The 19,829-nt window shown below is 57.0% G+C and carries 11 protein-coding genes and 1 riboswitch; all 11 genes read right to left on the bottom strand.

Annotation, left to right across the window (positions count from 1 at the left end; genetic code table 11):
* Nucleotides 1-98 precede the first annotated feature (98 nt).
* The gene (locus MKZ07_RS28380; protein ID WP_036693556.1) at nucleotides 99-1,808 is read right to left on the bottom strand and encodes a methyl-accepting chemotaxis protein; all 1,710 of its coding nucleotides are present in this window, start codon (nucleotides 1,806-1,808) and stop codon (nucleotides 99-101) included.
* A 136-nt stretch (nucleotides 1,809-1,944) separates the two neighbouring features.
* Complete coding sequence (locus MKZ07_RS28375; RefSeq protein ID WP_036693554.1) at nucleotides 1,945-2,643, bottom strand: ECF transporter S component; 699 nt, start codon at nucleotides 2,641-2,643, stop codon at nucleotides 1,945-1,947.
* Nucleotides 2,619-4,349, bottom strand: coding sequence for an ABC transporter ATP-binding protein (locus MKZ07_RS28370; protein WP_341028875.1), 1,731 nt, complete (start codon nucleotides 4,347-4,349; stop codon nucleotides 2,619-2,621). The genes MKZ07_RS28375 and MKZ07_RS28370 overlap by 25 nt, the downstream gene beginning before the upstream one ends.
* A complete protein-coding gene (locus tag MKZ07_RS28365; RefSeq protein ID WP_051493330.1) occupies nucleotides 4,265-5,209 on the bottom strand; it encodes an energy-coupling factor transporter transmembrane component T in 945 nt (314 codons plus the stop codon). The genes MKZ07_RS28370 and MKZ07_RS28365 overlap by 85 nt, the downstream gene beginning before the upstream one ends.
* Nucleotides 5,206-6,138, bottom strand: a complete 933-nt coding sequence (locus MKZ07_RS28360) for a DUF4430 domain-containing protein (protein WP_341028874.1) — start codon at nucleotides 6,136-6,138, stop codon at nucleotides 5,206-5,208. Before MKZ07_RS28360 ends, MKZ07_RS28365 begins: the two co-directional genes overlap by 4 nt.
* Nucleotides 6,139-6,557: 419 nt before the next feature.
* Complete coding sequence (locus tag MKZ07_RS28355) at nucleotides 6,558-8,723, bottom strand: S-layer homology domain-containing protein (RefSeq protein WP_051494056.1); 2,166 nt, start codon at nucleotides 8,721-8,723, stop codon at nucleotides 6,558-6,560.
* Nucleotides 8,724-8,930: 207 nt separating this feature from the next.
* Nucleotides 8,931-9,108: riboswitch (cobalamin riboswitch) on the bottom strand.
* A 1,002-nt stretch (nucleotides 9,109-10,110) separates the two neighbouring features.
* Nucleotides 10,111-13,320 carry a GAP1-N2 domain-containing protein gene (locus MKZ07_RS28350; RefSeq protein ID WP_341028872.1) on the bottom strand — a complete coding sequence of 1,070 codons (3,210 nt, stop codon included), beginning with the start codon at nucleotides 13,318-13,320 and terminating at the stop codon, nucleotides 10,111-10,113.
* Entirely contained in the window at nucleotides 13,317-14,579 is a 1,263-nt protein-coding gene (locus MKZ07_RS28345) for a hypothetical protein (RefSeq protein ID WP_036701281.1), read from the bottom strand. Before MKZ07_RS28345 ends, MKZ07_RS28350 begins: the two co-directional genes overlap by 4 nt.
* Nucleotides 14,580-14,627: 48 nt before the next feature.
* Complete coding sequence (locus MKZ07_RS28340; RefSeq protein ID WP_036701282.1) at nucleotides 14,628-15,263, bottom strand: hypothetical protein; 636 nt, start codon at nucleotides 15,261-15,263, stop codon at nucleotides 14,628-14,630.
* Nucleotides 15,264-15,293: 30 nt separating this feature from the next.
* Nucleotides 15,294-16,565: a vWA domain-containing protein gene (locus MKZ07_RS28335; RefSeq protein ID WP_036701284.1), complete on the bottom strand. Its 1,272-nt coding sequence runs from the start codon at nucleotides 16,563-16,565 to the stop codon at nucleotides 15,294-15,296.
* An 836-nt stretch (nucleotides 16,566-17,401) separates the two neighbouring features.
* Nucleotides 17,402-19,828 carry a transcription initiation factor TFIID gene (locus tag MKZ07_RS28330; RefSeq protein ID WP_341028870.1) on the bottom strand — a complete coding sequence of 809 codons (2,427 nt, stop codon included), beginning with the start codon at nucleotides 19,826-19,828 and terminating at the stop codon, nucleotides 17,402-17,404.
* Between the last annotated feature and the right edge of the window lies 1 nt (nucleotide 19,829).

Raw genomic sequence — 19,829 nt, 5'->3', positions numbered from 1 at the left:
AATAATAATACGTTCAAAAGCCCGGCTCCGCTGAGGATGCCCGGGAATCTCCAGGGTTCCTCGGCCGAATCGGGCCAGGCTCGTGTCTATTATAGCAGTTACAGCCGGAACCTTGCCAGATGCTTCTGCAGATCCTCGGCCAGGGTAGCCAGATACTGTGCGGAAGAGGACATCTCTCCCATCGCGGTCAGTTGCTCCAGGCTTGCTTCGCTGGTGCCCTGAACGTCTGCGGCGCCTTTGCGCGAGATTTCATTCACCGTCGACATAGACTTGGCTGCTTCCTCCGATTCTTGCGCGACATGGCCGATAACCTCTGTAATCTGCTCTGTCTGCTCACTGGCCGCCTGAATGGAGGTCTGGATCGCTGTAAAGGCTTCCGATACCACTTCACTCTGTGCTACGCCATGAGAGACAATCCCGGAGCCCTGCTCCATCGATTCAACGGCACTGGCGGTCTGCTGACGGATATGGTTAATGATCTCCGTAATCTGCAGCGAGCTTGATCCGGTAGCCTCCGCCAGCTTCCGGATCTCACCGGCAACTACTGCGAAGCCACGGCCATGCTCACCCGCCCGTGCCGCCTCGATAGAAGCATTCAGGGACAACAAATTGGTCTGGGTCGCAATCTCATTGATGGTTGTAATAATCGTATTTATCTCTTCAGACAGGCTGCCCAGGTTGCCCACAATCAGCCGGCTCGCCGAGACACTGGAGTCAATCTCCCGCATCTGGGCCAGAATCTGCTCTACTGCGTACACACCGCGTTCCGTGGAGGAGGCAGCCTGTTCCATCAGGCGTGTCATTTCATTTCCGCTATGCCGGGCTTCGGCAATCTCATAAGACATCGTCCGTACAGACTGCGTAGTAAGGGTAATGCTCTCTGCCTGCACATCGAATCCGGCCGCGATCTCGCCTGAGGTCTCAGCGATCATCTGTGAGGCGTGTGCGGTCTGGTCGGCACTGGCGCTCATCTGCTGGGAGGAAGCCGAGAGAATCTCGGCGCTCTCCGAGACGCCGCGCATCATATTTTTCAAGCCGTCCAGCATGGTATTGAACGAGGTATTAATCTGGCCGATCTCATCCCTGGACCGGTAAGCGGCAGAGGCCGTCAGATCCCCTTCTTCCGCCCGCTTCATCAGCCCCTGCAATTCCTTCAGCGGTCTTGTAATCAGCCGTGTGATAATGATACTGAGGACAATACTGAGCAGCAAGGCCAGCACAATCAGAACGCTGCTTAGTGTAACAGAGCTCTTGGCACTCTCTATGGTCTGTGTGTTATGGGCAGACGCATCCTGAATGAATAACGTCGCTGTCTCTTCAAGCAGCCTGACCATTTTGTCACGCAGCTCATTAAAGGTCTGGCCCGTGAACACCTGATACCCTTCGTCGTTAAGATCGTTATCGGCCAGGTGGATAATATTATCACGCTGTGAGCGGTAGTCCGGCAGCAGCAAGGTATATTCGTTCACATAAGCAGCAATCTTCTCATTGTTAAATTCAATGTTCCTCAGTTCGGCCATCAGCTCATTGTTCGTCTGGATGTTCTCCTGAATTCTCGCCTTCAGCTCCTGCTTCTTGGCGTCATCCGTGGTAATCAGATCCTCCAGCAGAAAAGACTCAATTGCCCGGTTATTCCCGCGGATCTCCGTTACGAAATAAATCGGCTGCAGGTTCTGCCTGTACGTCTCTTCAGACCTGTCCGCCATTCTGGTTGTCGTCAGAATACCTGTTGTTCCAATCCCGATCAGCAGTAGGATAACCACCGCTATCAGTACAATCATTTTATGCTTAATCTTCAGATGTCTCATTTCCCGTTATCCCGCCTTCTCGAATCTAGCTGTAACCTTATTTATCGGAGAATAACATCGAATTGTTGATGGCCCTGCTAAAAAAAATGTCGAAAAAAGAAGAAAAATATCGTTTTAGTAAAGCGCTATCTATTAATTATAATTCCATTCCCTCTTGAAGCAAGCCATATTTCTTGCGGAATCTCTGCAGCACCTTGGTCCAGCCTCCGGCCAGCACCGCTAAGAAGAATACATTCGACAAGGCATGGGCCAGATCGAAATAAAAGCTTGCGGCAAACGTAACGGCAACCAGCCGCCAGCTAAAGGCATCCGGCAGACTGAGCAGGACCCAGATATTCATAATCCAGCCGAACAGGAACCCCCAGATGAAGCCAAACACCAGCAGTCCGGCCCGCTTACGCAATAGCCAGCTCCTCCGCAGCCACCCGGCTGTAAGTCCGGTCATGCCCCAGGCGAACATCTGCCATGGCGTCCAGGGCCCTTGCCCGAAGTAAATATTGGAGACCAGCGCAGCAACTGCACCGATGACGAATCCCGCCTCTGCCCCGAAGACATAAGCGGAGAGGATGACAACGGCCGACACAGGCTTCACCCCGGGAAGCGCGGCAAAAGGTATCCGGCTGACCGCAGCGATGGCTGACAACACCGCCAGCAGCACGAGTTCACGGGACTGTAGCGGCCGGCGCTCCAGCCGGATGAACAGCGGCAGGAGCGCAGCCAGCAGCAGCACCACGCTAAGCAGTACATAATGCCGGTCAGTGAATGCTGCGGTAAGCGCAAGCCCGGCGATGAAGAGTCCCAGGGCAATTATCAGCGGTACGCGGAAGCGGGCCATGCGCGAATCACATCCTCAATAGTCAATGCCTGCGGCAGCCAGTCCCGCACCATCCGGTTGACTGCCGTGGTATAGAAGTAATTGCTGCTGAAGAACTCAGCCGGTGTGCCCTCCGCCGTAATTCCCCCGTCGAACAGGAGCGCACAGCGCGTAGCATGCTTAGCCGCGAACTCTACATCATGCGTTACGATAAGAATACTGATCCCTTGCCCGCGCAATTGCTGAAGCAGGGCGGCCAGCCTGTCTTTGGCGGCTGGATCAAGCCCCTTGGTCGGCTCATCCAGCAGCAGAATATCCGGCTTCATGAGCAGCATCATGGCAAGCGCGGTCTGCTGCTGCTGCCCGCCGCTGAGATCATGCGGATGACTCTGCAGCACCTCCCGGAGCTGGAACACTTCGAGTAAAGCCTCAATCCGGCTTGCTGCTGCCTCAGGGGATAACCCGGCGTAGCTGCCCATATGCTGTAACTCCTCAGCCACTGTATCATAACTGAAATAGAGCAGCGGATTCTGCGCCAGCAGGCCGGTAGTCTTGCCTTTGGCCAGCTCTATTTTGCCGCGCTGCGGCTTCATCAGCCCGTTCAGCACATGCAGCAGGGTGGACTTGCCTGCGCCGTTCCCGCCCATGACTGCCAGGAGCTCCCCCTGCTTGAGTGTCAGCGAGAGCTTCCTGAGGACCTCCCGGCCCTCCTTCTCATACCGGAAGGTCACTTCGCGGCAGGTGAGCAGAGACGATGCGGCGGGGATTGGGGATGAAGACGCCCCTTGAGCAGATATTACGCGGGAAGTTAGGGGGGCTGGTACGTCGGGACTATTCAAGTTATTAACAAGTTCTAAGCCTGCGGCAGCGTCCGTTCTAGCCAGCAGGGAATGTATCCAGCGTCTGCCCTCACGCACGGTCAGCGGAATATTCTCCGGCGCAGTCGAATCTGCCTCCGGAGAGAGCGACAAGTGCAGGCGTGAAGCGGCTGACAGGTAACGCCCAGCCGAGGTCAAGGCCCCGCTGCCGGTCTGCCGGGCGAACAAGCGGGGAGCGGCATCTGCCAGCAGCTTGCCGTCTTCCAGCATCAGCACCCGATCAGCCAGCGGCAGCACCTCCTCCAGCCTGTGCTCGCTGATGATCACCGTGACCGCCATCTCCTCGTTCAGCCGCTGCAGCGCCATAATGAATTCCCGCGCAGCAACGGGATCAAGCTGGGAGGTTGGCTCATCAAGCAGCAGCACCTTGGGCTGAAGCAGCAGCACTGAGGCCAGGTTCATTAGCTGCTTTTGTCCGCCTGACAGCTCATGTACCGGACGGTAAAGCAGCGGCTCCAGCCCGAACAAGCCACAGATCTCTGCCAGCCGGGTCCGCATGACAGCAGGCGGTAGCCCCAGATTCTCCATGGAGAAGGCCAGCTCATGCCAGACCGTATCCATCACTATCTGTGCATCCGGGTTCTGGAAGACCATCCCGATCTCCCCGGCAGCCACCGCTGCCGGAAGCCCGGATAGAGGTTTCCCTTTGTAGGTCAAGGTTCCGCTGGTTGAACCTACCGGGGCGAGCTCCCGCTTCAGATGGCGCAGCAGGGTGGTTTTGCCGCTGCCGGACGGGCCGCAGAGCACGACAAATTCACCCTCTTCTATGACGAACGATAGCTCATGGAGTGTGTCCCTGTTTTCTTCAGGGTATCGGAAGGATAACTGCTGTGCTTTGAGGATCTCCATAACCATTTCTCCTTTCCTTCCAGCCCCGCAGGAATGAGCACGAACAGGCAGAAGCTGCCGTACATGACGGCCTCCTGCCAGCCGAAGTCCGCCGGTCTCATCCGGGGATAGATCTCCAGCTTGCCGTAGCCCTGCACCCAGAACAGCAGCGTAACCACACCGCTAACGGTTAACAGCAGCATCACCAGCTTATCCTGCAAATCGGCCTTGTATATCGTGTAAGTGCTGCGTTTGGTGCTGCCGTAACCACGGGCTGACATGGAGTCTCCAGTCTGGAGGGCTTCCTCCAGCGACCAGGTCAGCAGCACTTTGAGCAGCGTCATTCCGTCAGTCATTCTTTTCTTAAGGCTTCCCGTACCGGTATCTACCCCGCGCAGACGCTGGATCAGCGTAATCTGGCGCAGCCGCCGCTGGAACAGCGGCACGAACCGGATGGCCATCAGCGTCAGCAGCGCCGTTCTCGGCGCAGCCGCCGCGAACAGGTACATGAATTTATCTGTAGTCACCGTGTAATTGTAGGATATAAACCAGATAAAAATGGTTAGCAGCATTGTCATCATCATCAGTCCATACAGCACAGCTTCCAGTGTAATAGGCTGATCCAACCAGTAGAACAGAATATGCGCTCCTCTATGCGAGAACAGCGGGTTCAGCAAGGCCACGGAAGCTGTCATCAGCAGCATAAAAGGCAAGCCGCGCACAAGCAGCCTCCCTTGTCCCTGCAATAGCAGCAACACCAGCAGTCCGGCTATCTCTGTAGCCAGAAATAACGGATGGAAGATCATCAGAGTGAACAGCAGCAGCCCTGCATAATACAGCAGGGCTACTACCGGATGCATGGAACGGAAGCCGCTGCTCATGGTGCTTTGGCCCCCAGGTCTTTGCCTAGATCAAGCGTATACAGCCACTCGATGGTATCCCCGGGCTCGACGATCCAGCTGCCCGCAGCCTTGGACGGAAATTCTCCATTGACCTTGTACATCCACCCGCTCTCTGACCCGTGATCATTCTCGTACAAATTATCTATACCTTCCACGTAAGCAAATGCCTTGCTGCCCTGATATTCCATCTGGATCTTCTGCCCCCGCGTAATCCGCTTCAGCAGGTCCAGCACACTCTCGCCCTTCTTGATCTCATACTGGGCGGCGGCCAGAATCACACCATGCTCCTCATCTCCGGTGATGGAGAGGGTGACCACGTTGTCCGGCTTGGGCGTGGCTGCCGGGGAGCGCGTGGCGGCTGGCGGCTTGGCCGTAGCCGCCGGAGCGGGCTTGGGGGTCGGCGGCTTGGGTGTGGCCGCCGATGGTTGCGTCGCCGCTGCGCTTGGCGGCGCCGGCTTGGCGGGCTCGCTTACGCCCGCCGTTGGTTGCGTCGCCGCTGCGCTTGGCGACGCCGGCTTGGCGGGCTCGCTTACGCCCGCCGATGGCTGCGTCGCCGCTGCGCCTGGCGACGCCTGGGGCTTGGCGGGCTCGCCCCTGCCCGCCGATGGTTGCGTCGCCGCTGCGCTTGGCGACGCCGGCTTGGCGGGCTCGCCCCTGCCCGCCTGCGCTGGAGCTGCCGTACCTTCCGCAGGGGCGGATGGTACGGCAGTGCCCTCAGCGGCTCCCGGCAGCGGAGCCGCTTCGTCTCCAGGCCGCGGCGTCTGCGCGGCCGGGGTCCCGGCGGGCGGGTGTGTGCCGCCGCCTGCCTCATCCGGCTGCGCAGAGGAGCAGCCGGAGAGCAGCAGCACCATCAGCAGGAGAAGCAGCGGAGCCAGCCTTCCCCGGCCTCTTTTGACTAGTTTGAACATTACCTGCACACCTCCACAAAAAGGGAAAAGAACGGGGCAGTCAGCCTGTTCCCCGTTCCTTCATACACCTTATGCTTACTTTTCAACACATATCCAAACGAATTTCAAGCAAATTTGTCACGCTAACGAGCCTTCAGCGCTTCGGCAACCCTATACGCCTCAACGGCTCATCGGCACGGATACTTTAGTTGGATTTTCTACACTTAATTATCCTGATTACGCATCTGTACAGAAATTAGTTGGATTTACAGCATCTAATTCTGCCCAGACCTCATCCTTCTGCAGCTTCAGACCTGAATAAGTGTCATTTATCCAACTAACTCCCGCTCTGCAGCAAATCCGGCCAAATTAGATGTCATTTATCCACTTATCGTCGGCCCCAGCGTGCAGTACAGTCTGCTCCCAACTCCAACTAAGAACTAAGGCAACCTAACCGCCACAGCAGCAGCCATCTCACGGGTTACCACAGCGGAAGGCTCGAATGCGCCGCCGGTGCCGCTCATATATCCAAGTCCCGTCACCGTACGGACAGCGGACAACGCATAGTCGCTAATCTTATCTTCGTCGCTGAACTTACCAGCCCCTGCTCCAGTTGATGCTGCATCCAGCTTATAAGCTCTAACTATCATTACAGCCATATCCTGACGCGTAACCAGCCCGTCCGGTTTGAACGTCTTAGCCGTCACGCCGCTGATAATTCCCAGCTCCTTCGCCCGGTTCACTGTTCCATAATACCATGTACCGGCCTTAACATCACTGAAGGCCCCAGCGGAAGCCGCCGCAGACGGCTCATTCCCGGTTAACCGCAGCAACAGCGCTGCAAATTCAGCACGGGTAATATTCTTTTTCGGCGCAAACACCAGACTGCCCTCACTCACACCATTCATCAGCTTGCGGTCATACGCCGTGTATACTGACTCCAGCGCCCAAGGCGAGATCGACTTCACATCGGCAAAAGCCGGACGGTCCGCCGCAGCAGAAGCCACCGTTACCGGGACCGTATGACGCACGATGGCAGGGGTCTTATCCTTCAGATATCCCGTAACCGTCAGGGTATATTTATTCGCCGGCAGACCACCAGCCACAACAGCCACGCCCGCAGCATCTGTAACTGCCGTTTTGCCGCCGATGGTTACCTGTACGCCTGCTGCCGGTGAAGTTACCGGATCAGAGGTGAAGGTCGCCTCATTCCAGACCCATTGCTTCTGGTTCACCTGCACCTTCAGATCTTGTCCAGGCTGCGGCTGTGCGGGCGTCACGGTTACGGCATCAACCACCTGCGTGTTGTCTCCGCCATAATAGACCACAATGCGGTCATTCTCCTCCAGCGCGAAGTCGCCCATCCCTACACTTGGATAGATCCATGCTCCGCCGCGGGCGACCACATACATCCAGCCATCATATCCGCCAAAAGTACCCGCAATCACGCCGCCGATCCCCGTCACATAATTGCCTGCTTCATTGACCAGGGCCAGGCGCTTGGCGGCTGCTGTCTTTTCCAGTGCATTAAGCACATTCCCTGCATACACGCCGCCTTCAGCCAAGGCTCCATTCGGACCTTCAACAGTAACCGAGACACTTACCTGATGATTCTTCACTGGTGTGCCGCTAAAATCAAAGAGCTTAGCGCCTGTACCAAACAGCTTGTACGCTACCAAAGCCTCCAGCGCCTGCTCCGTAGAGAGCGGATTGGAGCTGCCGCCCGCAGTGTGGACGAATCCGCCATCTGCTGCGCTGAAGCTCAGCAGCTTGCTGACCAGATTAATCTGGCCTTTGGTATACTCTGCTCCTGCCGGATCAATGCCGAAGGCAGACAGACCGATAATGGCCTGAGCTACACTCTCGCTGCTGTCGCCATATCCGCCGTTCTTGTCCTGTGCCTTAGCCAGCCAGGCTGCCGCCCGCTGACCGGCAGTATTCACGGCTGCTTCCTGCTTGTGTCCAGCCAGTGCGTTCAGCGTCATCGCTGTCATATCCGGATCACTCGCACCCGTGGTCAGGGTGAAGCCGCCGTCCGGGTTCTGCTTCGCCAGAATCTCTGCCAGCAGCTTGGACGGTGTCCATTTCGCATTTGCCGGGATCGTATAGCTGCCGGAATCCAGAGCGAGCAGTGCATAGACCGGATTATTCAGCGTCTGGCCGGTAATTGCATCGTGATTGTAGAGCTTCTCGATCAGGTTATAGCCTGCCACCTTCTCAGGATCGCCGCCCAGTGCCTTAACAGCAAGTGTGATCCGGGCATAGTCCGTTGCTCTGGCAAAAACACCCTTAGCCTCACTCACCTTACCTTCAAGCGCCTTCAGATAGCTGGCAGGAACCTTGTAGCCTGCTTGTGCAAGGCCAATCGCCTGCCAGTCCGACTGGACTCCGTTCTTCAGCATGAACTCCGCAGTAGCATAGACCGCAGCGGTTACGCTGGCTGCCTCACTTGCGGGCAGAGCGGATACTGCGGGCGCGGAAGTCCCGCCTGCCTGTGCAGCAGCAGCTTGTCCTGCCGGGGCTACAGCTGCTCCCAGCAGTGCGAACAGCATAATGACAGCAAGCCCCAACCGTATGAACCTGGATGATAGAGAATGGTTCTTCATAACTAACCTCTTTCCTGAAATAGAATGGATGAATCCTGCTTCCTCCGCAAAGAGAGCGGCAACCTAAAGACCGCCCTATGCAGGGCGGCCGGGGAAGAATACAATACAGGGCGGCTGAAGGAGTCGATGGCTCTCCAACATTACATTGAGCTTATACAGCCCTCGCCAATATCAGCATCTGCTCCACATTCTTACCCCCGAAGAATAGAAACAACATCGAAAAAGGCAGGTCTCCTGGCTCATACTTCACCGCTTCCCCCGCCTTCCCATCCAATTAGCAGACAGTGGCTCCTCAGGAGTTGCTCCGTATTTACAGTGGCGGGACCGCGCCGGACTTGCACCGGGCTTCCCTTTTAAGCAGATTGCTCTATTAGACATAGCCCTGCCAGCATCTGCTAGCGACAGCGTCCGGTCTCTAAGGCAATCTGCACCTTTTCCCAAAGCTTATTAAATTTTAATATTCTCAAACCATCATATCGACTATTCCCCTGTATGTCTATAGACAAGGTATATCTATTCCAGCGCCCCAAGACTCAGCCCATTCCGCACAAAAATCCTGAATAGCACATGCCCGCTCCCCCGGCACATTCGTACTATTCAGGACTATAAAAAGTTAATCTTCTGCTGCTAATCAAGACGTTGGTCTACTGCAAATCAACACTCTAGCGCACCTATGGAGACCGCGGCAGAAGGCCGATTGTATTCTATACATCACAATTAGTATAAAAGCAGCCGATAACGCATTCTGTTGCACTTCATACCATCGATTTCGGCAAATCCCCCTCAGCCGGGCCAAATCCCAAAAATCCACTGCACCAAATACAACAGAACGCCATATTAACTCCATTATGCCTGATTCTAGTGTACAAAGTGCGATCGAGCCGCTTCTTCCGGACACTACCATACTTAACTAATTACTTTATGCTCTTATCAGCCCGCTGGAGCGCCAATCATTGTACTACGTTAAAGTAGCATGCACTAGGCTATGACTAGTCCTCCATGCCGCGCTATATGCGCACAACGGTTCAGCTGCCGCTAGTCGATCATCAGGTTCAAACTAATCAACATTCATTTAATCCCCTCGCTTGCTGAGGGTTTGCAGTCCCCCAACTAACAAAGGTGAGAACGTTATGCTTAAATGCAATCTGTACAACTAAATCGTCTGATTTACGGCCAAATGTACTTTTAGCTGTATTTCGTGCAACTAAAATGCTTATGTACCCGGCTTTTCGCCCATTCAGGGCAAATATAGTTGTATAGAATACAGTTAGGAGAGGTATGCCTTCCTTTTCACTGTTTTTAGTTGTACAGAGTACACCTATCTCTGTAAGTAATGTTACCTGATCGCATTAGTTAAAAGCTTACGCAGCCTGCTATTGCTGCTGCTTTATTCTGCGTCCGTGTCCGCCTCCGGGCTTGCGGAAGCGGATGGCTCCGCACTAGGCGCGGCTGCAGCTGTAGCTTCCGGGGCGCTGCCCGGATCTGCCGCCAGCTTCAGCGAGTATCTTCCGGTGGTGATCATATCACCTGCCGCCAGCTTCGCGCCTGCTGAAAGCTCCACCGTCACCTCGTATACGCGTGACGGAGGAGTGCCGGCGGCTCCACTGTCCGCACCGCCGTCCACTCCCGCTCCTGCATCACCCTTCGCACCGCCGTCCACTCCGGCTCCTGCATCACCCTTCGCATCGCCGTCCACTCCGGCTCCTGCATCACCCTTCGCATCGCCGTCCGCTCCGGCGCCTGCCTTACCACTCGCATCGCCGTCCGCTCCGGCGCCTGCCTTACCACTCGCATCGCCATCCGCTCCGGCTCCTGTATTACCCTTCGCATCACCGTCTACTCCGGCGCCTGTATTACCCTTCGCATCGCCATCCGCTCCGGCTCCTGTATTACCCTTCGCATCGCCGTCCACTCCGGCGCCTGCTGCAACCTGGCAACTGCTAACCGTTGCCTTAACCTCATAGTCCGTAACGCCGCTGGCGGACTCCACGCCGATCCGCTCCGGCTTGAAGGCGGAGCATTCCGCAGCATCAGTGAAGCTGAACAACAGCTTCACGCTGTTATTCTTACCCGCATCTCCGCTACTATTCCCGCCAGTCCCTGCATCACCGCCGTTATTCCCGCCGATAAGCCGGACTGAGACCGGAGCCGCTACAGCGGCTTGTCCGGTCTCTGCCGGAAGCGGGCTGGGGCTGGCCACCGGCGCAGCTGTATCCTTGCCGCGTCCCCCTAGCTGGCTCAGCAGGATAACCGCCGCAATCAGAATGATCCCGAGGATGCTCCCTGAGATCAGGATTTGAAATCGGCTGCGGCTGACCCACCGCGCCAGCGGCGAAGCCAGCTGGGCGCGGGCTTCATTGTAGACAGTCTGCATGGCAGGCGTTGCTGTGTCGAGATGGGTTTTGCGGAATTCCCGGTTCTTGAACGCCTCGCGGTCGCTCTTTAGGAAATATCTCAGCACGGCCCGCTTGTAATTCGGCCACAGCTTCTTGCCTGAGCTTGCGAACAGCCAGCTATGCTGCGACCAGTCCAGGAACCGGTACACTGTCTCCTTGTCATTGCCCGCCTTGCGGACCACCAGATCCAGCAGCGCATCATAATCCAGCGGTCCGCCTTCACGTTCACTGCTGTGATAGAAGGCCAGCGGCAGCCGGTCGAATGGCTCAAGGCTCCGCGCTTCCTTCAGCCACCGCGCGCCCAGCAACTGTACATCGTCCAGCTCACGCGGCGTCAGTCCGGCAAAAATCTCCTCGTCCGGCGACTCCTCCCCGAACCAGCGGTAGGCCGCGCGCAGCGCATTCGCTTTGCGCTTCGCAATCGCATCGAGCGGCGGCTGCCAGTCTGCCGTATCCCGGTAACGCAGGAACGAGATCTCCAGCAGCTGCTCCATCGTCAGCTCGTCCAGCGAGAGCCGGTTCAGCAGGAAGCGGTCCGCAACCGTGCCCAACTCCTCCATAACGGACAAGGCCTCCGGGTACACACCGCCTCTGCGGCGCTGCTTCTCTGCCTGTTGGACCGCTTCATGAACAGCCGTTACCGCCGCTACCGGATCGGACTCCCGCTGCAGCTTCTCCAGCAGATATTCCTTGAAGGTATCCCGTACCGCTGCCTGCTGAAGCACTTCTGGAAGGCTCCGGCCGAAGTGGCCCACGAGGCGGAGGATATCCGCCGTCCCGGCAGCGGCAGCCAGCCGGGATTCCAGATACGGCTCGAACAGCGCTCTGCGGAAGAGAGATTGGGACAGCACTTTTTTGAAGAATGCCTCACTAAGCTCCGCATCGCTCTCAATAATCCCGTAAGCCGCCGACAGCACATCCTCCCGGCCCCCGGACTGGCAGTTCAGCATCCCGTTGATGAAGTAATCGACGATCTTCACCCGGTAATTATGGCCCGGCAGCGCGTAATACGCCTTGAACTGTTCCAGGATCTCCGTTGACGGAATCCCCTTCTTGCGGATCAGATCATATTCGCGGTCGAACCGCTCCAGGAACATATCATTCAGCCGCACCCGCGAGTCCAGCTTCCCCTCCGGCTTCAGATAGGACAGCAGGCCGCCGAGTATAGCGTTCTTGTTGTCTGTATATAAGGCTTCGTTGCCTTGCTCGATTTCATAAAAGACCGCCAGCTCATTGTAGAGCGCCAGCGACAGCTTACGCTCCGGACTCTCTCCGAGCAGCAGGCTGTCGGCAAACTTAGCGAAATCGCGGAGGCTTCCGCCCTTCTCCACCAGCGTCTTCCAGGCCAGATCGGCATAGATCTGCCGCGACTCGCCGAAGTCGGTATTCAGGAACCTTGCACCTGCCAGATCGAAGATGTAATCCTTCTCGATATTGCGGTCGCCCGGACGCAGTGAGCCCTTTTCCACGAAGGTCAGGTGAATATATTTGCGGCTCTGCGGCTCCTTGGCATACGTGATCACTCCGAGCCTGCGGCGGAAGTCATATGGCAGCGCAGCGAAGATAACTTCCGTCAGCCGGACCGCACGCTGCGACAAATCACTGATGGGCACATCCAGCGCTACATAGATTTTCTTCTTCCCGGCTACGGACAGCATTACCGCCTGCAGCAGGGCTTTGAACAGCTCTTCTGTGAATCCTAGACCGGACAGCACGCTGCGCGGATCTGACGGCACGTCCAGCTCTCGGGTTGCCACGGGAATCGACTCCAGCTCAGGCAGGGTTCCGCCAGGCTCTCCCTCATAGCTCCGGGCAAACCCCGCGTGCAGCCAGCTTCCATACCCCTCGACAATCTCTTCGGAGCGGATAGGCGGCACCACGAAATTATGGGCAAAAAAAGCGCTCCGCTGCCCCGTAAAATCCGCCGCCAGATAACGGCTCTCTCCGATCACAGTCTCGTTGCTCTCCGTATGGAACAGGTGCAGCGCAGCCGGATACAGCTCCTCATCCTTCTCGCCGCGCGCCGTAAGTTCAGCCGGGGCATCGTAGAGGCAGAAGGGATGCAGGATTTTTTTGACAAAATTATTATCGAGACTCTCCGATTTCGCTACCGTATCGAAGCCCTCTGTCGACCGGTACACGCCGCGGCGCTCGCGGGTATACATCTGCTGGGTGATCATGGACCCTGACAATCTGTTCACGGCCCGTCGCTCCCCTCAATGTAATTCAGCTTGTGCAGCAGCCAGATGAACGGCTCATCGACCCGGATCGGACTGACCACACCCTCCACCTTCTGATTGACCGGATTGCTGCCCAGCGCAGACACGGCGAAATACCCTGTATTAGCAAAATACACATCCATCGTATCCTTGAACGGACGGTCCACCTTCTCAATAAAGCGCCGGATTTCACCGTCGATGTTGTGGAACTCGTCCAGGTTCAGCGTTTTGCGGTGCACGTAGTTGTTGAACACATTGCTGTTCGACTTGATATAGTCGCCATCCTCATCCTTGAGGGAGTGGAGCATATCGCTTTTGGCCAGGACGACTGCGGTCGGAATCTCGGTCTTGCTCTTCTCCTGATAGGCGATGAAATCCCCGAACATGGTCAGCACCACATCACGCGGCTCATCATACTGCGATACCCACTCTCCCGGGCGGTCGCCGAAGTTAATGCGGATCTTCTCCCGGACCGAACGGATCTGCAGCGGATCGACCATGAACAGAATCCCTGCGGAGTTCTTAATATGCTGGCCGTGCAGGCCTAAGTAATCCTGATCGACCATTCCTTCACCGGCTACATCGAAGAACACCAGCGTCAGCGGGGGCTTGGATTCATCCTTGAACACAAACTGGAAAATAAACGGCTCCTGCATCTTCTCCTTCTGGGTAGACGCCAGCAGATCCCCACGCTCGAACAGCGGCTCCTCGTACAAGGTGCGGAATTTGCGGCTGATCTCGGCATTCAGCGGCATACAGGCTGCGTCGAAATGCCCTGCCGTTGTATGCTGGAGCGTGTGGATCAGCGAGGTCATATAGACAGACTTCCCGACCTGGGAAGCTCCGATAATCGAGATAATATTGCTAGGCACCTTGCCTGCTGTTACAGGCAGTTCGTTATGGCAGGACGGACAGAGCCGTCTGCGGGTCATCACCCCGTAGCGGTCGGTGAGCCCGGTCAGCACATTGTCTGTATAATGATGATACTCCTCCGGGATATCCGCCGGCTGCAGAACTGCTTCCATATCATCCACCGTATCGAGGCCGAAGCGCTCCCGGTATTTATTCAGCAGATCATCCTCACCGAGCGCATAATTCTCATCATCCTCACGGCTGTGCATGGCCCGGAACACCACTTCCTCCGGCTCAAAGCGCGTGAAGCAGAACGGGCAGACGATATCGTAATACAGCGGCCTCGCTGCAGGCTGATTCTTCTTCATGAAACGGCTAAAAAAAGACATCTCTCATCCTCCTCAGAGTTGTGTCAGCACCCGGTATGCTACTCCCGCTCACTCGGGAACCAGCTCATAATACGCCCCGTATTTAGGCCCATCGGTGAAAAAAATACGGATGAAGTCGTCCTTGCCGACCTCAATCGGCGGGAGCTGGTTGCGCCCGGGAGCGAAGTCCTGAACGAACGGGAACCTTGCACCGTCCTCCTTGGAGGATGGGTGCGCATCCCGCTTTTTGACGTAGCAGAGCACTTCCTTCGGCACCGGCACCTCGGCAGTAATCGTCATCTGCACGGTTTTCAGCTTGCTGAACAACCCCTTTTTGTGCTGGACCGCGTAGTAGATCCTCGCTTTGCCCGCGCTGACGAGCGCCCGGTTACCGCCATCCTGCTGACGGACCAGCAGCGTCTCCCCATTCTCGCTAATCCGCACGTAAATGGTATAGGCCACCATCCCGATCTCGTCCAGCCGGTCCCGGTACCCGTTATTCGCTTTGTATTCTTCACGCGTGTAGAGCTTCATGCCCGGAGGCGGATGCTCATGACTGTCCGGTGCCTCCGCAGAGGCCTTATGAATATATACCGCCTGTACACCGTCCGGCCAGCGCCAGCGCAGCGTACAGAACCGGTCTTCCACTCTGGATACAACTTCGGTAATCACCGGTGCTCCAGCGTCTGCCTCGGCGTACTTCATGGCAACCTGCCCCTTTCCCTGCATCTGGCTTTAGAACCCTTTACTGCCGCGGTTACGGCGGGGTGAATGAATACTGTCCGCAGGCGCATTAGCAGCCCCCGCAGCTCTTCCCCGGCGCGACAAGCGTCCTTCCCCTACAGGCACGATATACGTGAACAAGGTGAGAATGGCCGCCAGAACGAGCAGCGCCAGCAGCCGGGTCATAGGGTCCCAGAGCGTGTCGCCATTCAGGCCGGATTCCAGAATCAGCCCCGCAATAAGTCCCGATACCGCGCCCCCGATACTGAAGCTCCGGGCCAGATGGCGGTTATCGAACACAATGCCAAGGCCCAGACCCAGCGCCGTACCAAGCAGCATCAAGGCCAGCACACGCACCACAGCATAATAAGGGCTGTCCGCGGTCTGGTCGCTGCGTTCGGTCAGCAGTGTCCGGTCCCCCAGACGGTCATAAATCTGCTGGAATACGTCGCCAAGCCGGTTCGCATCGGCCACATCATAATACTGTCCGCCGGTGCCGCTGGCGATATTCTGGAGCAGATTTGCGCCGGACGGATCATCCAGGGCCAGCCCAATTGTATTCACTTTTATTCCACGCGCTACATAGTCTGTCAGCTCCGTAGAGGTATTGAACTGGCTGACACCGTCGGATAGGAGAATAACCATCGCCCCGCGGTCCGCGCCGTCTTCATGAATTACCTTCATCGCTTCGGCCAGCGCGCCGCTGATATTCGTTCCGCCTTCAGTCGTCTTCAGGCTGCTGATGACCTCCATAACCTTCTCGCGGTTCGCCGCTTTGGAGAGCGGGAGCAGCGGCTGGACCACGGAAGCCTCATTGCTGAAGGTAACTACAGCGACTTTGTTGTCTTTTTTGAGCTGCTGCACCAGATTCTTGGCCGCCGCGTAGCGCCTGTCTGACGGGTCGCTCTGCGACATGCTGCCGGAATCATCGATCACCATGACGACATTCTTAACCGGTTTGCTGCCGCCGAAGTTCAGCTCGTACACGAACTCGGTCAGCGTGCCCACGCCGAGCAACAGCACGACCATGAGCGGGAACATTTTCCACGAGGTGCCCAGGTAACGCAGCTTCCATGATTGTCCGTTCAGCTTCGGTGAAATGTTCTCTGCGACCAGAGCGCCTATTCCAACACATAAGGCCACGATGGCAAAATAAATGCCGACCAGCACCATCTGAGGTAAATCATACGGCCTGCGGTCCAGCAGCAACTCACCGAGCACAAACGCTACACCCGCGCCGAGCAGACTGAACAGCAGCAGGAGCAGATTGATTTTTCGCTGCATTGCACTTCATCCTTTCCGGGAAAAGCTTGATCTTCACGCGCTTCCCCATTCCATTCTATTGCACATCCGGCAGTGGAATGAATGAGAATTGTCCTACGAAGCCTGTTAGTGTAGGCCCGCACCCACGTCCGGGACCCGGAGCATGGGTATTATCATGGTGAACCCTCGGATCTCGGCCACCCTCCTGTAATCAGGGGCATTAGTGCTCCTCATTTGGCGGTTCAGCATACTTTCGGTGAAATCAGGGGCATTAGTGCTCCTCATTTGGCGGTTCGGCATACTTTCGGTGAAATCAGGGGCACTAATGCTCTTAATTTGCTGGTTCGGCACACTTCCGGTGAAATCAGGGGCACTAATGCTCTTCATTTGGTGGTTTAGCGCGCGTTCAGCGAATTCAGGTGCACTAATGCTCCTCATTTGGTGGTTCGGCATACTTTCGGCGAAATCAGGGGCATTAGTGCTCCTCATTTGGCGGTTCGGCATACTTTCGGTGAATTCAGGGGCATTAGTGCTCTTCATTTGGCGGTTAAGCACACTTTCGGTGAATTCAGGGGCACTATTACTGACACTTGCCAGCATCAGAGGGATTTATCCCTCTCTTTCCGCCATCCAGGCCACTTCCGCCAGCATCCGGTCAGCCTACGAACTCGCGCGGACTATAGATCCTGCGGTTGTGGTAGCCCGAACATAAATAATAGTTTGTCATAGCACTTCGCTCATCAGCACTCATCCCATCTAATCGCCGCTCATCAGCACTCATCCCATCTAATCGCCGCTCATCAGCACTCATCCCATCTAATCGCCACTCATCAGCACATATCCCATCTATTCGCCACTCATCTCATCACCGGCAGCTGCTCCTCTTCCAGACCGTGGAGCTGGTATCCGTTGCCGGCATAAGTCTCGTAATAGACCTTGCCGTTGCGGTAGTAGAGCAAGTCTTCCAAGTGGAAGCCGCCCATCAGGTTCAGCTTCTCTACGCCGCTGCGGCGCTGCTCATGTACGAAGCCGAGCCGGTAGATGCGGGTGGTCTCGTCAGCACTGAAGGCATAGCGCAGGAATTCGGAGGAGCTGTCGCCGAAGAAGTACTTCTCTTCATGCCGGTGCTCCTGCGTATACTCGAACAGGCGGACATTCATCGCCGCCTCCTCCTCCAGACTGCGGTAGAGCTGCTTGAACAGCTCCTCCTTGGAGACGATGTCCCGGTTCTCGTAAGCGGCTGCGACATTAGCGCGCCGCAGCAGCTCCTCCTCGAACGGAAGCGTGAACGGTCCCGCCGTAAGCAGCTCCCGGCGGCACAGCTCAATCAGCCGCTCGGCAACAGCCTGGCCGCCTCCTTGCACTAGCAGCCCGGAGAGACTACCCATGAACCGCTCGCTGAAGAAGATCCCCGCACCGCGCCGGGTCTCGATATCCTTCATGATATCGTCGGTCACACTGCGGTAATACTCCATGATGTTCTGATCTACGGCCTCTTTGCTGCGGCCAATGCTGACGAGGGCCAAGCTGTGCAGATCCTCCTCCAAAGCATCCATCGCCGCAACCTTCGTTCTGCTGTCTGCGTGCAGCTGCTCCAGTGCAGCGTCATAGCGGAGACAGAGGGCCAGCTCGCTCTCCAGCAGCAGAATCTCATACTTCTTGCCGTAGACGGACTCGAACAGATAATGAATGAAATTGCGCACCGTCCGTTTGTCCAGCAGCGGCACCCGCTGGAACGGCTGGCGCTCCACGCTCTCTGCATAGAGCCGCTCCAGCTCCTCCTGCGCGGAGAGCAGGGCGGAACGCAGACCGCCCATATGCTGGCGCAAGGCCTGCAGCACGCTGCCTCCCTCACCTGTCTTCTCACTGGTCCATTCTGCCAGCTGGTAGAAGGTGACCGGGAAGGCTCCTGCCTCCTCGGCCGCCAGCACGCCGGCCCACTCCCGGGCCGGGTCGATGCCCGCCGCCCTTCTCACGGACACCTCCGCAAAATTACTGCGGAAGTAAGCCTGCGCCCCTTCCCCGAACAGCAGTTCCTCGGCCTCGCGCAGTGAGAGCATGCGCAGCTGTGAATAGGACGGGCGCCCGTGGCTCATCAGCCCGGTCATCTCGGCGAGAGCGGACTGCTCCGGCAGCAATTCCGCCGCGCGGTCACGCAGGGTATCCGCTCCAAGGCCAAGCATCGCCTGCCGCTCCTTAAGACTCCGGTTATGGCCTGCACGCAGCCGCCCGGACAGATAATGCAGTGCATGGTACAGTACCGCCAGCGCAATCTGGCGGTTCGGCCGCCGCACCGCCGAGAAGCCGGCAGACGCGTAGCCTTGTCTGCCTGTGCTGCCGCGGATGCCGCTTTTGAACGTCATATTATTGTAGCCGCCATGCCCGGAGGCCTGATCGGCCGCAGGCCGGACCCGGTTCTTGAGCAGGCTGATGTGGGCGATAATCTCGTAATTGTCGTCCATCCCATGGACCGACATCAGTCCGCGCTCGTTCTTGTCGGAGAGCAGATAGACCAGATCGAACAGCGGAGAAGGGCCATGCGCCACTGGAATGGACAGCCCTTCCTCCGTAACCAGCAGCGGAGCGCTTAAGGCATAATCCGCCGCCTGCATCCCGTCCAGCTCACGCAGACAAGCCAGCCCGACCGAGCTGGAATAGCCGAAGTTATCCCCCTGCTCCCGTTCGTTAATCAGCGCGTACAGATCAATCTGTACTGATTTGAACGACTGGCTGAGAATTGCGCGGGCCAGGAGCACGATCTCCGGCAACAGCACATTCTGCGGGTCATCGACCCGTGTAATGACAGACAGATGGATAACGTCAAAAGAGGAATAAAGCCGCCCGTAATCCGCTATGCTGTTGCTTAAGCTGCGCAGCGTCCGGTTCATTCCGGCCAAATACTGGCTATCCTCATGAAATTCACGGTACAGCTCACGCCGGACCGTACGCGGATCACGCCCTGCCGTATCCGGCAGGGTCATGTGCATCACACGTTCATGGACGCTGCTGTTTCCGCTGCCGATCCGCCCCTTGACCCCCTCCTTCTCCTGCGTACTGCCGCTGCCGTTATGTGAACCGGCATGCAGCGCCATCACGCCGCCCGCATTGTCCCATTTGCGCTGACAGCGTTCCAGCACAGGGCCGATGGCCGGGGTCACCTTATCGCCCAGGAACAGGAACAGCGCAGGGTAATGGATACTGCTGCGCCCATCCCCCTTATTATGCTGTGCTTCCTCCAAAGCAGCGTATTGCTCGGCATATTGTAAGGCCTGATCTCTGATCATA

This window comes from Paenibacillus sp. FSL P4-0338, assembly GCF_038002365.1.
Classification (GTDB): domain Bacteria; phylum Bacillota; class Bacilli; order Paenibacillales; family Paenibacillaceae; genus Paenibacillus_AQ.
Note: the sequence above shows the minus strand (reverse complement) of the source record. Positions and strands in the feature narration are given on the sequence as shown.

Bases quoted from the DNA above. Each gene is read 5' to 3' on its own strand.
- MKZ07_RS28380 (WP_036693556.1), bottom strand. From the start codon at position 1,808: ATGAGACATCTGAAGATTAAGCATAAAATGATTGTACTGATAGCGGTG.
- MKZ07_RS28330 (WP_341028870.1), bottom strand. From the start codon at position 19,828: ATGATCAGAGATCAGGCCTTACAATATGCCGAGCAATACGCTGCTTTG.
- MKZ07_RS28375 (WP_036693554.1), bottom strand. From the start codon at position 2,643: ATGGCCCGCTTCCGCGTACCGCTGATAATTGCCCTGGGACTCTTCATC.
- MKZ07_RS28345 (WP_036701281.1), bottom strand. From the start codon at position 14,579: ATGTCTTTTTTTAGCCGTTTCATGAAGAAGAATCAGCCTGCAGCGAGG.
- MKZ07_RS28340 (WP_036701282.1), bottom strand. From the start codon at position 15,263: ATGAAGTACGCCGAGGCAGACGCTGGAGCACCGGTGATTACCGAAGTT.
- MKZ07_RS28355 (WP_051494056.1), bottom strand. From the start codon at position 8,723: ATGAAGAACCATTCTCTATCATCCAGGTTCATACGGTTGGGGCTTGCT.
- MKZ07_RS28370 (WP_341028875.1), bottom strand. From the start codon at position 4,349: ATGGAGATCCTCAAAGCACAGCAGTTATCCTTCCGATACCCTGAAGAA.
- MKZ07_RS28335 (WP_036701284.1), bottom strand. From the start codon at position 16,565: ATGCAGCGAAAAATCAATCTGCTCCTGCTGCTGTTCAGTCTGCTCGGC.
- MKZ07_RS28360 (WP_341028874.1), bottom strand. From the start codon at position 6,138: ATGTTCAAACTAGTCAAAAGAGGCCGGGGAAGGCTGGCTCCGCTGCTT.
- MKZ07_RS28365 (WP_051493330.1), bottom strand. From the start codon at position 5,209: ATGAGCAGCGGCTTCCGTTCCATGCATCCGGTAGTAGCCCTGCTGTAT.